The 14,631-nt window shown below is 72.0% G+C and carries 13 protein-coding genes; 7 read left to right on the top strand and 6 right to left on the bottom strand.

Features of this window, described 5'->3' with window-relative positions; all coding sequences use genetic code 11:
- Positions 1-25 precede the first annotated feature (25 nt).
- Together OHA37_RS24210 and OHA37_RS24205 are read left to right on the top strand one after the other, a co-directional pair.
- On the top strand, positions 26-1,354 hold the full coding sequence (locus tag OHA37_RS24210) for a nicotinate phosphoribosyltransferase (RefSeq protein WP_266908435.1): 1,329 nt from the start codon (positions 26-28) through the stop codon (positions 1,352-1,354).
- Between the two features lie 192 nt (positions 1,355-1,546).
- Entirely contained in the window at positions 1,547-2,146 is a 600-nt protein-coding gene (locus tag OHA37_RS24205) for a nicotinamidase (RefSeq protein WP_266908433.1), read from the top strand.
- A gap of 81 nt (positions 2,147-2,227) precedes the next feature.
- Here OHA37_RS24205 and OHA37_RS24200 read toward each other — a convergent pair whose 3' ends face one another.
- The gene (locus tag OHA37_RS24200) at positions 2,228-2,563 is read right to left on the bottom strand and encodes a hypothetical protein (protein WP_266908431.1); all 336 of its coding nucleotides are present in this window, start codon (positions 2,561-2,563) and stop codon (positions 2,228-2,230) included.
- Positions 2,564-2,674: 111 nt separating this feature from the next.
- Positions 2,675-5,080: an immune inhibitor A domain-containing protein gene (locus tag OHA37_RS24195; RefSeq protein WP_266908429.1), complete on the bottom strand. Its 2,406-nt coding sequence runs from the start codon at positions 5,078-5,080 to the stop codon at positions 2,675-2,677.
- 428 nt (positions 5,081-5,508) lie between these two features.
- Here OHA37_RS24195 and OHA37_RS24190 point away from each other — a divergent pair, with 428 nt between their 5' ends.
- Positions 5,509-5,811, top strand: a complete 303-nt coding sequence (locus OHA37_RS24190) for a hypothetical protein (protein WP_266908426.1) — start codon at positions 5,509-5,511, stop codon at positions 5,809-5,811.
- Positions 5,812-5,907: 96 nt separating this feature from the next.
- On the opposite strand, the gene OHA37_RS24185 is transcribed toward OHA37_RS24190, so the two are convergent.
- Together OHA37_RS24185 and OHA37_RS24180 are read right to left on the bottom strand one after the other, a co-directional pair.
- Positions 5,908-6,678, bottom strand: coding sequence for an RDD family protein (locus tag OHA37_RS24185; protein WP_266908424.1), 771 nt, complete (start codon positions 6,676-6,678; stop codon positions 5,908-5,910).
- A 78-nt stretch (positions 6,679-6,756) separates the two neighbouring features.
- A complete protein-coding gene (locus OHA37_RS24180) occupies positions 6,757-8,172 on the bottom strand; it encodes an RDD family protein (RefSeq protein ID WP_266908422.1) in 1,416 nt (471 codons plus the stop codon).
- Positions 8,173-8,458: 286 nt separating this feature from the next.
- Here OHA37_RS24180 and OHA37_RS24175 point away from each other — a divergent pair, with 286 nt between their 5' ends.
- Positions 8,459-8,938, top strand: coding sequence for an SsgA family sporulation/cell division regulator (locus OHA37_RS24175; RefSeq protein WP_266908420.1), 480 nt, complete (start codon positions 8,459-8,461; stop codon positions 8,936-8,938).
- Positions 8,939-8,993: 55 nt separating this feature from the next.
- On the opposite strand, the gene OHA37_RS24170 is transcribed toward OHA37_RS24175, so the two are convergent.
- The gene (locus tag OHA37_RS24170; RefSeq protein ID WP_266908418.1) at positions 8,994-10,412 is read right to left on the bottom strand and encodes an FAD-binding oxidoreductase; all 1,419 of its coding nucleotides are present in this window, start codon (positions 10,410-10,412) and stop codon (positions 8,994-8,996) included.
- Positions 10,413-10,517: 105 nt separating this feature from the next.
- Here OHA37_RS24170 and OHA37_RS24165 point away from each other — a divergent pair, with 105 nt between their 5' ends.
- Positions 10,518-11,999, top strand: coding sequence for a tetratricopeptide repeat protein (locus OHA37_RS24165; RefSeq protein ID WP_266908416.1), 1,482 nt, complete (start codon positions 10,518-10,520; stop codon positions 11,997-11,999).
- A 183-nt stretch (positions 12,000-12,182) separates the two neighbouring features.
- Here OHA37_RS24165 and hppD read toward each other — a convergent pair whose 3' ends face one another.
- The gene (gene hppD / locus OHA37_RS24160; protein WP_266908414.1) at positions 12,183-13,334 is read right to left on the bottom strand and encodes a 4-hydroxyphenylpyruvate dioxygenase; all 1,152 of its coding nucleotides are present in this window, start codon (positions 13,332-13,334) and stop codon (positions 12,183-12,185) included.
- A gap of 133 nt (positions 13,335-13,467) precedes the next feature.
- Between hppD and OHA37_RS24155 the strand changes: the two genes are divergently transcribed.
- Positions 13,468-13,938, top strand: a complete 471-nt coding sequence (locus tag OHA37_RS24155) for an Lrp/AsnC family transcriptional regulator (RefSeq protein WP_112448141.1) — start codon at positions 13,468-13,470, stop codon at positions 13,936-13,938.
- A 40-nt stretch (positions 13,939-13,978) separates the two neighbouring features.
- Positions 13,979-14,626: an ABC transporter permease gene (locus tag OHA37_RS24150; protein WP_266908411.1), complete on the top strand. Its 648-nt coding sequence runs from the start codon at positions 13,979-13,981 to the stop codon at positions 14,624-14,626.
- Positions 14,627-14,631 lie beyond the last annotated feature (5 nt).

Below are 14,631 nucleotides of genomic sequence, written 5' to 3'. Positions count from 1 at the left end.
CGAGATGTGCGCTAGCATCCGTCGCATGAACCCTGCGGACCTGGGCCTGCCGGTGGACGTGCCGTCGACAGCGCTCTTCACGGACCATTACGAGCTCACGATGTTGCAGGCCGCGCTGGCCAACGGCACGGCCGACCGCCGCTCGGTCTTCGAGGTGTTCACCCGCCGGCTCCCCGAGGGGCGCCGCTACGGAGTGATCGCGGGGACCGGCCGGGTGCTCGACGCGGTGGAGAACTTCCGCTTCGACGGCGCCGTACTGGAGTTCCTGCGCGAGCGGAACGTCGTCGACGCCCGCACCCTGGACTGGCTCGCCTCCTACCGCTTCTCCGGCGACGTCTGGGGCTACCCGGAGGGCGAGGTCTACTTCCCCGGCTCGCCGGTCCTGCGCGTCGAGGGCAGCTTCGCCGAGTGCGTGCTGCTGGAGACCGTGATCCTGTCGATCCTCAACCACGACTCCGCGATCGCCGCGGCCGCCTCCCGGATGGCCTCGGCCGCCGGCGGCCGGCCGCTCATCGAGATGGGCGCCCGGCGCACGCACGAACTGGCGGCCGTCGCCTCGGCGCGCGCCGCGTACGTCGGCGGTTTCACCTCGACCTCGGACCTCGCGGCCGGCTTCCGGTACGGGATCCCGACGGTCGGCACGAGCGCGCACGCCTTCACCCTGCTGCACGACAGCGAGCGGGACGCCTTCACCGCGCAGGTCGCCTCGCTGGGCCGCGGCACCACGCTGCTGGTCGACACCTACGACGTGGCGGAGGCGGTCCGGACGGCCGTGGAGGTCGCCGGGACGGACCTGGGCGCCGTCCGCATCGACTCCGGGGACCTGCTGCTGGTCGCGCACCGGGTGCGGCAGCAGCTGGACGAGCTGGGGGCGACCGCGACGAAGATCGTGGTGACCTCGGACCTCGACGAGTACGCGATCGCCTCGCTGGCGGCCGCGCCGGTGGACGCGTACGGGGTCGGCACCCAGCTGGTGACGGGCAGCGGGCACCCGACGTGCTCGATGGTCTACAAGCTGGTGGCGCGGGCGGCCTCGGCCGATCCGAAGGCGCCGCTGGTGTCGGTCGCGAAGAAGTCCTCCGGCGGCAAGACCTCCGTCGGGGGGCGCAAGTGGGCTGCCCGCCGGGTCGACTCCGAGGGGGTCGCGGAGGCGGAGGTCCTCGGGACCGGGCCGGTGCCGGCCGCCTTGGCGGACAAGCAGCTCCTGGTGGAGCTGGTCAAGGGCGGCGAGGTCGTGGCCCGGGAGTCCCTGGAGGCGGCCCGCGACCGCCACCGCGAGGCCCTGACGGGCCTGCCGCTCTCCGCCACGCAGCTGTCGCGCGGCGAGGCCGTGATCCCGACCGAGTACGTGTAGACCCCGCGCCTCACACGCCGGTGGGGCTGGATTCGGCCGGCGTCAGCCCGGACGCGCGGGCGCGTCGGCGCCCGCAGAGGGGGGCTGGGGGCGGAGCCCCCAGTTTCGGGAAGGGGCGGGGTGGGGGAAGAGCCCCCGCAGGGTCTCCCGCCCAGCACCCGCCACCACACACCAAGCCGAAGGGCACCGGACATGCACCGCGCACTGATCGTCGTCGACGTACAGAACGACTTCTGCGAGGGCGGCAGCCTCGCGGTCACCGGCGGAGCCGACATCGCGGCCGCCATCACCGAGCTCATCGGGCAGGCCACCGCCGGCTACCGGCACGTCGTCGCCACCCGCGACCACCACATCGACCCCGGGTCCCACTTCGCGCACCCCCCGGCCCAGCCGGACTACGAGACCTCCTGGCCGGTGCACTGCGTCGCCGGGACCGAGGGCGTGGGCTTCCACCCGAACTTCGCGCCCGCCGTCGCCTCGGGGGCCGTGGCCGCCGTCTTCGACAAGGGCGCGTACGAAGCGGCGTACAGCGGCTTCGAGGGCGCGGACGAGAACGGCCGCGGGCTCACGGAGTGGCTGCGCGACCGGCACGTCACCGAGGTCGACGTGGTCGGCATCGCCACCGACCACTGCGTCAAGGCCACCGCCCTGGACGCGGCCCGCGCGGGGTTCCGTACGCACGTCCTGCTGGACCTGACGGCCGGGGTGGCCCCGCACACCACGACCCGCGCGCTGGCCGAGCTGCGGGAAGCCGGTGTGGAGCTGAGCGGGACCCCGGTGGTGGCCGGCTGACACCGGGCACCCGCGGGGCGCCTCCGGGGCCGCTCAGCCCGCGGCTCAGCCCTCGCTCAGCCCTCTCTCAGCCCCGCCCGCTCACCCCAGCAGGGCCCTGATCGGGTGCCACAGCTCCGCCGCCCGGTCCGGCGCGCAGCGCCAGAGCAGGCCGTCGGGGTGGTGCAGGACGGCCGTGATCTCGTCCGGGGTGGGCGGCTGGGCGTTGCCGCGCAGGTAGACGGCGCGCAGTCCGAGGTTCCGCAGCCTGGTCAGGGCGCGGGCCCGGTTCACCGCGTGCACCAGCACGCGGACGTTTCCACCGTCGGTGCCGCCTTCGATGCCGCCCTTGACGGCACCTTCCACGGACGGTCTGGGCAGCGTGAGCGCGACGACCACGCTGCCGCCTGGCAATCGGACGAAACCTCCACCGGGCATGTCTTCATCTCCCCCGTCAATAAGAAACTCAGCCCACGCATCTAAACGCGATCGGCCGCCGCCCGCTAGAGGGCGACGGCCGATCATGCTTTGACCTGCGGTTTTACTGAATTACTTAACGGAGGGGCCGACCTCGACCGTCATGACGAGACCGTCGTAGGTCTCCTTCACGATCTTGATCTTGGTGTTGGTGTCAGTGACCTTCACCGAGCCGGTCGGGTTCTCGTCGTAGTAGTACTTGCCCTTGTGGTCGTCGAAGACCAGCTGCGCGGCCTTCGGCTTCAGGAAGAGCTCCTGACCGTTCTTGTGCAGGGTGATCGCATCCGTCTTGTACGCGCTGAAGGCGGCGTCGTACGGCTGGATCTTGTTGCGCAGCAGGGTGCCGTCCGACCACTTCATCGGCTTGGCGTTGGCGTCGATCGGAAGGATCAGACCGGAGCCGGGGTGCTGGCTGGTGTTGTTGTCCTTCTGGGAGGTGTCCCACTGCCAGATCAGGAGGCCGTCCTGGTAGGCGTAGTGCTCGACCCAGTTCGGCTTGCTGTTGGCGAAGCCGAAGTTGTACGGACCGACCTTGAGGGTCTTGTCGAACGAGACGTAGCGGCGGTTCTCGGCCAGGTAGTACTGGGCGTACTCCTGGGTGAAGCCGGCGCCGACGCGGGAGAAGCCCTTGCCGGTCCAGCCGTTGTCGCCGTTCTCGGCACCGTCGGTGAACAGCGTGGCGCCGTCCGCCGTGATGCTGAGCGCGTCGCCCGTGAAGCCCTTGCCGCCCGCGCCGCCGTCCGTCTGGTAGCGGAAGCGGAGGTCGACCTTCTTGCCCGCGTAGGCGTTCAGCGAGTAGTTCAGGTTCTTCCAGCTGCCCGAGACGCCGGTGAGCGACGGGCTGTTGGAGGCGTCGACCGGGATGTCCACGCCGTCGGCGGTGCCGGCGAGCGCGGTCCAGGTGGCGCCACCGTCGGTGGAAACCTCGGTGTACAGGAAGTCGTACTCCGCCTCGATGTCCCACCAGCCCTTGAGGGACAGGGCCGCGGAGGACTTGCCGGTCAGGTCGACCGAGCGGGTGAGGGTGTTCTTGAGGTCGTCACCCATGTTGCTCCACCACTGCGAGGAACCCTCGGCGGGAGCGACGATCTCGGTGGTGACCTTCTTCTTCGGCAGCTCGACGAGGAGCGCCTGCTTGTCCTTGGTGTTGTAGGCGGAGACGCCCAGCTTGTGGGTGGACTTCGTCGCGGCCTTGGCCACGTCGTAGTTCAGCCAGCCCAGCTGGAACTTGTCCCAGGCGGTCATGTCGCCCGGGAGGTCGCCTATGGAGTCCTTGCCGGTGCCGAGCCAGGAGCCGGCCGACATCAGGGACCAGAAGCCGACCGAGTTCTCGCCGCCACCGGAGGTGTCGTAGAGGTCGGGCAGGCCCAGGTCGTGGCCGTACTCGTGCGCGAAGACGCCGAGGCCGCCGTTCTCGGGCTGCATCGTGTAGTCGCCGACCCAGATGCCGGTGTTGCCGATCTGGGTGCCGCCGGCCTTGTTGTTGGCCGGGCCGTTCTTGCCGGCCTCGGTGCCGTAGGCGTACCAGCGGTGCGCCCACAGGGCGTTGGTGCCCTGCACGCCGCCGCCGGCCGACTCGTCCTCGCCCGCGTGGACGATCTGGAAGTGGTCGATGTAGCCGTCGGCCTCGTTGAAGTTGCCGTCGCCGTCGAAGTCGTAGCGGTCCCAGAGGTCGTACTGGGCGAGCTGCGCCTTGATCTGGGCGTCGGTCTTGCCGGCCTTCTTCTGGCCCTCGGCCCAGGCGGTCACGCCGTCCTTGACGGTGTCCCAGACGTTGGAGCAGTTGCTGGAGCCGCAGTAGTTCGAGCCGTAACGGGCCTCGTTGTACGGGACCTTGACCCAGTCGGCGACCTCGCCCTCGACCGAGTAACGGCCCGAGGAGGTCTTCTCGTAGTAGGTCTTCAGCGAGTTCTTGCCGGTGCCGGTACCGAAGTACAGGTCCTGGAAGTACGCGCGGTTGAAGTCCTTGCGCCAGGCCGTGCTGTTGTTCGTCGCACGGTCGGGCTGGGCGATCTGGTTGTGCATCGGGCCCGGGTTGCCGCCGTACTTGGGCACGGCCGGCTTGGGACCGGGGCCGTCCGGGTCGAACATGGTGGTGCTGTCCACCTGGTCGCCGAAGTCGACGAGGATCGTGAAGATCTTGTCGGTCTTCTCGCGGCCGAGCTCGACGTACTTCTTGTCGTCGAGCTTGACGACCTTGGAGGCGCCCCGCTGCTCGACGCTCTTCTTGCCGCTCAGTACCTGCTCCAGGGCAGCCTTCCTGGCCTGCTCCTGCTGCTCGCTGAACGGGCCCTTCAGGTCGTGGTCGACCTGCTCCTTCGAGGGAGCGGTCGGGTCCTGGCGTTCGGCGGCAGACACCTTCGCACCCGGGTCTGCCTGGGCCATCGTGAAGGCGGCGCCGGTGGCCGCCGTCGCTGCCAGGGTCACGCCGATTGCGGCGGCGCGCAGCGCTCGTCTTCTGGCCGAGTTGCTGGTCACTTGATGTCGTTCCCCTCCCGCGGCCGCGAAGGTGGTGCGGAACTTCTCCGTAGGAGTGGGGGGTTCCGTGCGGCGCGCGTCTCAAGTGACGACATTTGACCGGAGAGTCGCAAGAAAAGACAGACCTTGACTTGTTCCTTACAACTGCACTATGCGGTCACCGAGTTCCGCTATTCGGACGTTCCGCGGCCATAGGGGACGAACGGTACTTCTGGCCCGGCTCGGACCGCACCCGTCCCCTCCGCCCCTCCCTGCCCCCGGACCCCTCGGGTGCTCCCCGTGCGCCCCCCGTGCTCCGCTGCTTCCCGTCGCATGGGTGAGGTCGCGCTTACCGACAGTTCCGCTCGGGCATCCACCGTCGTAGAGTCACTCGGCGCCAGACCTGGTCCGAGCCGACTCCCCCTCCCGCTTCGAGGACGGATATCGCCATGCCGCGTCCGACTGCCGCACAGCTCGCCTACGGGTCCGCCACCGTCATCGTGTCGACGATCGCCATGCTGCTGCTCTCGCAGACGAGTACGGGACTCGGCGTCGCGGTCATCTCCGCCGCCGCCCTCGCCCTCGGGCTCCTCGTCGCCCTCACCGTGCCGCTCCCGCGCCGGCGCGGACGGCACGCGGCGACCCGTACGAGGACCGCCGCCGCGTACCCGGCGGCTCCCGACACCGTGCCGCGGGACGTGGCGGCCTCCGCCCCGGCCCCCGCGCCCGTCGAGCATCCGGTGCACCACTGACCCGACCCCGCCGACACGGCGCACAGCGCGGCGCGGGCGGCCTCCCCCGTGGGGAGACCGCCCGCGCACTCGGACTGCGTACCTCTGGGTGGCCCTCTAGGAGGCCTGGACCACCACGGTCTTGGCCACCTTGTCGTGCAGACCCTGCTTGTAGGGCTTGTCGACGAGCATCGAGATGACGAGCGCGATCGGCCACAGGCAGAAGCAGCAGATCAGCGTCGGCAGCCAGAGCACGGCCGACCGGCTGAGGGCGGCGTTGGACTGCGGGACGCTGCCGTCGTTGAGCATCGCGACGCGCAGGCCCATCCACTTCTTGCCCAGGGTCTGGCCGTTCTTCTTGACGAACCACCAGTCGTAGCCCACGTACGCGACGATCGAGATCAGCGTCATGACCAGACCGCTGCCGCTGTAGGACTTGGTGATGACCTCGGTGACGTCCTCGCCCTGGTTCGTGTCGACCGTGTAGCGGTTGCGGTCACCGGCGAACAGCTGGATGACGAACAGCGGCACGGCGATGATCAGCAGGTCGATGACGCGGGCGACGAGCCGCTTGCCGAAGTCGGCGAGCGGCGGCATCCCGGCGAGCGGGTCGGGCATGCCGTAGCCGCCACCCCCGCCGTACGGGTCACCGCCGCCGGGGCCTCCGTACGGGGGCGGAGGGGGCGGATAGCCCCCTCCCCCGGGCGGGGGCGGCGGAGGATAGCCCCCTCCGCCTCCGGGCGGGGGCGGCGGGAAGCCTCCGCCGGCGCCGGCGGGCGGTGAGCCGTACGGCGAACCACCCGACGGCGGAGGCGTCGGTTCCTGGGGCTTCTTGAGGAACGGGTCGTCCTCGGGCGGCTGGCCCGGCGGCGGCTGGTCGGTGCTCATGGCCCGAGTCGAACCCGGCGCGCAGCGGCCCGCAACGGGGACGCGTCCATTCGGGGGACGAGCGGGCGCGCGAGGGCCCTAGCGGGCCACGTACGTCCTTGCCGCGCGGTCGTGGAGGGTCCGGCGGCGCTGGCGGTCCCCGAGGGCCCACAGGGCCCCCGGGAGGCCCAGGAAGGCGTACACGAGCCAGCGGCGCAGCGCGGCGCCGAAGCGGGGCGGGCGCAGCGTGGCGGTGGCGAGGACCCGTACGCCGAGCAGCTTCTTGCCGGGGGTGCGGCCCCAACGGGCGGTGGGCAGGGCTTCGTAGAAGACGCCGAAGAGGAGGACGGCGCCCAGGACGAGGCCCAGTGAGCCCGCGATGGTCCCGTCGAGCAGCCACACGGTGGTGGTGCGGCCGCCCGCCCGGGCGGCGTCCACCTTGGCCTGGAGGTGCGCGGTCGCCGCGGGTACGAGGGGCAGCGCCACCCCGGTCGCGACGGCGGCGTACACGAGGGAGTCCAGCAGCCGGGCCGTCGCGCGGCGCACGAGCCCGGCGGGGCGCACGGCCCGCTCCGCCATCCGCTCGAACACCGCGCGTCCGGTCCTGGCGGGACGCGGTGCGGGGGCCGCTGCGGCCTCGGCCCGCTCCGCACGGTCCGCCGGCTCTACGGGGGCCGGGCGCCGGGCGGGCTCCGCCGCGGCGGCCGGGGCCGGGGCCGGGGCCGGGCGCCGCGCGGGCCGCACGCGCCCCACCGGCTCCGGGTCCGAGCCCGGCGCACCCGGGGCGGCGGGCCACACGGGGTCGGGGGCGGCGGCGGGGGCGGGCGCGGGGGCCGCCGGAACGGGCGAGGGCGCCGAGAGGATCCCGAGGCCGCCCGGGGCGGCGGAAGCGGACGCCTGCGCGGGCAGGGCGGCGGACACGCCCGCCGGGGCCGGGACGGCGGCGGGGGCCGGGCTGGAGGCGGGGGCCTGCGCGGGGGCCGGTACCGGCGGGCGGGCCAGGGAGATCCCGCCGGGGCGGGCGGCTGCGGCCTCCTCGTGGCCCCAGGACACCCGGTGGTCGCGCGGCCCGCCGAACCCGGCCTGGTGGAGCGGGTCGACCTGCCATCCCGCGGGCTCGGGGTCCGCACCGGGCTGCTCCCCGCGCCCGGTCTCCGCCCGGGCAGCGGGCTCCGGCCAGGGCTCGGGCTCCTGCCGGGGAGCGGGCTCGGGCCACGCCCCGGACTCCGCGCGGGGGGCGGGCTGCGGCCGCGGTGCGGCGGGCTCCGGCCAGGAGTCGGCGGCCGGCCGGGGGGCAGGCTCGGGCCGCGGCCATCGCTCCGGCTCGCGCAGCGCCTCGCTCACACCCGTCTGGTCGAGGAACACGGGACCCGTCTCGTCGGCAGGGGCCGCGGGGCGGCTCGTACCGGGAACCCAGTTCAGGCCGTTCCAGAACCTGACGTACCCGGGGATGGACGGATCTGGGTAGTAGCCCTCGCGGGCCGCGTGCTCGCCGTCACCAGGGGAGGCCGTCAATGTCCCCAACTCCGATCGTGGCTTGAGGCTTCTTGCAGGGGTGGACCATAGCCAAGAACCGCCCCCCGGCAGGTCCGGTAACGGGAGAATCCAAGCGATCGGGCGAACGCAGACGAACACAGCCCTGTACGGAAGCTTTCGGTCAGCCGATTGATTTCGGCCAATCCTCGATGCGCCTCGCGAAGTCGCGTCATACCCGGGCACTTCGGCGCTCTCTGCGGGTGTGGGCCGGTTGTCCGGCCCCGCGCAGCACCCGAACACGCACCCGTACCGAAGTGAGGCCGCCATGCAGCACCCCGTCGTCGAGCGCGAGCTGGAACTGAAGCTGGTCCTGTCCCCCGAGCGCAGCGTCCCCGTCCCCGCCCGGCTGCTGTACCTGACGGACGACCCGTACGCCGTGCACATCACCTTCCACACCGGCTCCAGCACCCCGGTCAACTGGACCTTCGCCCGCGAGCTGCTGGTCGAGGGGGTGTTCCGCCCGTGCGGCCACGGCGACGTGCGGATCTGGCCCACGAAGGTCGGCCAGCAGGCCGTCCTGTGCATGGCGCTCAGCTCCCCCGACGGCGACGCCCTGCTGGAGGCTCCCGCCGTGTCGGTGTCGGCCTGGCTGGAGCGGACCCTGCGGATCGTGCCGCCCGGCACCGAGGCCGACCGGCTCGGCCTGGACGCGGCGCTGGCCGAGCTGCTGGCCCCGACGCCGGCCGACGAGCTGTGGATGCGCGACCCGTGGCCGTCGGACGAGTCGGCGGACGGGGAGCTGTGACTCGGCGGGGAGCCGTGCCTCGACGAAGGGCCGTGGCTCGACGAGGAGCCGCGGCTCAGAAGAGCTTGCCCGGGTTGAGCAGTCCCTCCGGGTCGAAGGCGTGCTTGACGGCGCGCTGCATCTCCAGTCCCACCGGGCCGAGTTCGCGGGCGAGCCACTCCTTCTTCAGGACGCCGACCCCGTGCTCGCCCGTGATGGTGCCGCCCAGTTCGAGGCCCAGCGCCATGATCTCCTCGAAGGACGCGCGGGCCCGCCGGGTCTCGTCCTCGTCGGCGGGGTCGAAGCAGACGATGGGGTGGGTGTTCCCGTCGCCCGCGTGCGCGCAGACCCCGATGAGCAGGTCGTGCGCACGGGCGATGGCCGCGGTCCCGTCCAGCATCTCGGCGAGCCGGGTGCGCGGTACGCACACGTCGTCGATCATCGTCGCGGGCCGCAGGGCCTCCAGGGCGGGCAGGGCCATCCGGCGCGCCTGGAGCAGCAGTTCGGACTCGGCCGCGTCCTCGGCCGGTACGACGGCGCTCGCTCCGGCGGCGGTGCACAGGGCGCCCACGGCGGCCAGGTCCTCGGGCGCGTGCGGGGTGTCGAAGGCGGCGAGCAGCAGGGCCTCGGTGGTTTCGGGCAGGCCCATCTTGCCGAGCGCGTTGACGGCGCGGACGGTCGTACGGTCCATCAGTTCCAGCAGCGAGGGCGTCAGACCGGCCTCCATGATCGCGCAGACGGCTTCGCAGGCGGCCGCGGCGGAGGGGAACTCGGCGGCGAGGGCGAGCTGGCGGGGCGGGGCCGGGCGCAGCGCGAGGACGGCCCGGACGACGACGCCGAGGCTGCCTTCGGAGCCGACGAACAGGCGGGTGAGGTCGTACCCCGCGACGCCCTTGGCGGTGCGCCGGCCGGTCTGCAGGAGCCTTCCGTCGGCGAGGACCACGTCGAGGCCCAGCACGTACTCGGCGGTGACCCCGTACTTGACGCAGCACAGACCTCCGGCGGCGGTGCCGATGTTCCCGCCGATGGTGCACTGCTCCCAGCTGGAGGGGTCCGGCGGGTAGTGCAGTCCGCGCGCGGCGACGGCGCGGGAGAGGACGGCGTTGACGACGCCCGGTTCGACGACGGCGATCCGGTCGACGGTGTCGATCTCCAGGATCCGGTCCATCTTCACGAGGGAGAGCACGATGCAGCCGTCGGAGGCGTTGGCCGCGCCCGACAGACCGGTACGGGCGCCCTGGGGAACCACGGGTACGCGCAGCGCGTGGGCGGTGCGCAGGACGTGCTGGACCTGTTCCACGGTCCGGGGCAGGACCACGGCGGCCGGGGTGCCGGCGGCGCAGAAGCTGGCCATGTCGGTGGCGTAGGAGGCGGTCACCCCGGGGTCGGTGAGCAGTGCCTCGGGCGGGAGGCCTTCGAGGAGGAGCGCGTGGAGCTCGTCGAGCTCGTGGAGCTCGCGTGACCCGCCATCAACTTCGTCAACTGTGTCAGCCATGGGGCCAGCGTGGCACCCGGGGCCATCGGTGTGAACACGCCCGCGACGCTCTTCGGACACCTCGGCGAGCTCTTCATATTGACGCACAGTGACTCCATGGACCCTATGCGCGATGCATTCGTCTCTCAGGAGAGGCAGCAGCAGGCTGCCCCGCCCGTGACCTTCACCGGCCGCAAGACGCTCGTGGCGGCGGCGGCCCTGGTCGTCCTGATCGCCGGGGCCCTGCTGATCCGGCCGGCCCGCACGGGCGACGACGCGCGCCCGCCGGGGCCCAGCGAGCGGGCCCGCGCGGCGGTCGGCATGGGTGCGCCGGTGGCGGCGGTGGACCTGTCGGCGCTGGTCCTCGACCGGGAGAAGTGGGTCGCGGAGCACCCGGACGACGAGGCCTCGTGGGCGGTGCTGGGATCGGCGTACCTGGAGCAGGCGCGGCGGACGGCCGATCCCGGCTGGTACCCGAAGGCGGAGGGCGCGCTGAAGCGCTCGCTGGAGCTGCGTCCGGCCGAGAAGGGCAACTTCGACGCGATGACGGGCATGGGCACGCTGGCCAACGCCCGGCGGGACTTCGGGACCGGCAAGAAGTGGGGCGAGCTCGTACGGGCGCAAGCGCCGAAGCGGTGGACGGCGTACCCGGTGCTCGTGGACGCGTACGGCGGTCTCGGGGACTACAAGGCCGCGGAGAAGGCGATGGAGAGCCTGGTGGACCTGCGTCCGGGGCTGGCGGCCTTCATGAAGGCCTCTCAGGTGTACCGGGACCGGGGCTGGCGCGAGGACGCGACCATGTCCATGGAGCACGCGGGAGGCGCGGCGAAGGCCCCTGCGGAGAAGGCGTACGTGCTGTTCCGGCTCGGGGAGCTGGCGTGGGAGCGCGGCGACGACGCGGAGGCCCTGAAGCAGTACGAGGCCGCGCTGCGCACCGATCCGGCGCAGGCGCAGGCGCTGGGCGGCCGGGCGCGGGTGCTGGCGGCGCTGGGCCGGGGCGGGGAGGCCGTACGGGACTACCGGCTGGCGCTGGGGCGGGCCGCGGTGCCGGCGCTGTCGCTGGAGCTGGGCGAACTGCTGGAGTCGCTGGGGCGGGGCGACGAGGCGAAGGCGGTGTACGACGGGATCGCGGCGCAGGCCGCCCGGAGCGGGGTGAACGAGGAGCTGCTCCTGGGCCGGTTCGAGGCGGACCACGGCGACCCGACGGCGGCCGTACGGCGCCTCACGGCGGAGTGGGCCCGGCACAAGAGCCTGCCGGTGGCGGACGCGCTGGGCTGGGCGCTGCACAAGACGGGCGACGACGCGGCGGCTCTGGAGTACGCGAAGAAGGCCACGGAGCAGGGGCTGCGGCTCGCGGAGTTCTCGTACCACCGGGCGGTGATCGAGCGCGGCCTGGGCGACGTGGCCGGGGCGCGGCGGCACCTGGAGGAGGCCCTGCGGACGAACCCGCGGTTCTCGCCGGTGCGGGCCCCGCTGGCCAAGCAGGCCCTGGCGACGATCGGCAAGCCCCCGGCGGGCGGCCCGGAGAACATGCAGCCCACCAAGCCGTGGGTGGCCCCGGAACTCCCGAAGGCGAAGCCGGCTGCCAAGCCGAAGCCGAAGCCGTAGGCGGCCGGGCGGGGAGCCGCTGCGCGGGGCCTCCCCCACCCCGCCCCTTCCCGAAACCGGGCTCCGCCCGGACCCTCCCCCAGCTACCGCAGGGGGTACCCCCTGCCTCAGACGCCGGCGGGGCTGGATGGATCCAGCCCCGCCGGCGTTCACGGTGCGGGCCGGGAGCCCGGACTTCGCGATCTACAGGTTGCCGCGCTTCTCCTGCTCGCGCTCGATCGCCTCGAACAGGGCCTTGAAGTTGCCCTTGCCGAAGCCCATCGACCCGTGGCGCTCGATCATCTCGAAGAAGACCGTCGGGCGGTCCTGGACCGGCTTGGTGAAGATCTGCAGCAGGTAGCCGTCCTCGTCGCGGTCGACGAGGATCTTCAGCTCGCGCAGGGTCTCGACGGGGACCCGGGTCTCGCCCGCCCACTCGCCGAGGGTGTCGTAGTAGGAGTCCGGGGTGTCCAGGAAGGTCACGCCGGCGGCCCGCATCGCGCGCACCGTGCCGACGATGTCGTTCGTGGCCAGCGCGATGTGCTGGACGCCCGCGCCGCCGTAGAACTCCAGGTACTCGTCGATCTGCGACTTCTTCTTCGCGATCGCCGGCTCGTTGATCGGGAACTTCACCTTCAGGGTGCCGTCCGCGACGACCTTCGACATCAGCGCCGAGTACTCGGTCGCGATGTCGTCGCCCACGAACTCCTTCATGTTCGTGAAGCCCATGACCTTGTTGTAGAACGCCACCCACTCGTTCATCCGGCCGAGCTCGACGTTGCCCACGCAGTGGTCGATGGCCTGGAAGGTGCGCTTGGCCGGGGGCTCGACCATCGGGGCGACGGAGACGAAGCCGGGCAGGTAGGGGCCGGTGTAGTCGCCGCGCTCGACCAGGGTGTGGCGGGTCTGGCCGTAGGTGGCGATCGCCGCCAGCCGCACCGTGCCGTGCTCGTCGGTGAGCTCGTACGGCTCGTCGAGACCGCGCGCGCCGTGCTCGACGGCGTAGGCGTAGGCCGCCTTCACGTCGGGGACCTCGATCGCCAGGTCGACGACGCCGTCGCCGTGGTCGGCGACGTGCTCGGCGAGGAAGCGGCCCCGGTCGGTGGTGGCCTTGATGACCGAGGTGAGGACGAACCGCGCGCCGCCGTTGGTCAGGACGTAGCTGGCCGTCTCGCGCGTGCCGTTCTCCGGTCCGGAGTAGGCGACGAGCTTCATGCCGAAGGCGGTCGAGTAGTAGTGCGCGGCCTGCTTGGCGTTGCCTACGGCGAAGACGACCGCGTCCATGCCCTTGACCGGGAAGGGATCGGCCTTGGCGGCGGTGGGCGGTGCGGTGTCGAGCGGCTGGGTCTCAGTCATGACGGCAGAGTCCCGCCGTTCCACAAGATGCGCAATAGTTTCCATTTCTGCTGTACACACTGCTCGCTCTCAGCCGACCATGACTGGGATATCTGTGCACTATGACCACCGACCGACCGCCCCGGAGGCACCCATGGGAATCGACGAGCTCGACGGCAGGCTCATCGTCCTGCTCGCCCGCGAGCCCCGGATCGGGGTCCTGGAGGTCTCGCGCCGGCTCGGCGTGGCGCGCGGTACGGCGCAGGCCCGGCTGGACCGGCTTCAGTCGAACGGAGTCATCCGGGGGTTCGGTCCGCAGGTGGATCCGGCGGCCCTGGGGTACCCGGTGACGGCCTTCGCCACGCTGGAGATCAAGCAGGGGCAAGGCGCGGACGTACGGGCGCACTTGGACGGGGTTCCGGAGGTGCTGGAACTGCACACGACGACCGGGCACGGGGACATGCTGTGCCGGCTCGTGGCCCGGTCCAACGCGGACCTTCAACGGGTGATCGACCGAGTTGTCGCTTTTGATGGCATCGTGAGGGCTTCGACGGCGATTGTCATGGAAAATCCCGTACCCTTGCGGATCATCCCCCTGGTCGAACAGGCGGCCGAGGACGACTGATCCGACCGACCTGCGGCAACGACGGACGAGGTGACGTGGCGTGAGTTTCTGGGCCTACCTGTCCAACCGCCACCAGCAGCTCCTCACCGACGCCTTCCAGCACGCCAGCGCCGTCTTCCAGTGCATGCTGATCGCGACCGCCCTCGGCGTCGCCATCGGCGTCCTGACCTACCGCAGCGGCTGGGCTGGGAACCTCGCGGTCACCTCCACCTCCACGGTGCTGACCATCCCCTCGCTCGCCATGATCGGCCTGCTGATCCCGATCGTCGGCCTCGGCGTCGCGCCGACCGTGATCGCCCTGACCCTGTACGGACTGCTGCCCATCGTCCGCAACTCCATCGTGGGGCTGCGCGGGGTGGATCCGGCCCTGGTCGATGCCGCCAAGGGCATCGGGATGTCGCGCGGCGCCCAGCTGCTGAAGGTGGAGCTGCCGCTCGCCTGGCCGCCGATCCTGACCGGCATCCGGGTCTCCACGCAGATGCTGATGGGCATCGCGGCCATCGCCGCCTACGCCTCCGGGCCGGGCCTGGGCAACGAGATCTTCCGCGGGATCGCCTCGCTCGGCAGCGCCAACGCCATCAACCAGGTCCTGGCGGGGACCCTCGGCGTCGTCATCCTCGCCCTGCTCTTCGACGCCGCGTACGTGCTGCTCGGCCGTCTCACCATCCCGAGGGGAATCCGTGTCTGAACCGA

Source organism: Streptomyces sp. NBC_00335 (assembly GCF_036127095.1).
Taxonomy (GTDB): Bacteria; Actinomycetota; Actinomycetes; order Streptomycetales; family Streptomycetaceae; genus Streptomyces.
The sequence above is the reverse complement of the archived record's forward strand: the minus strand, read 5'-3'. Positions and strand labels throughout refer to the sequence as shown.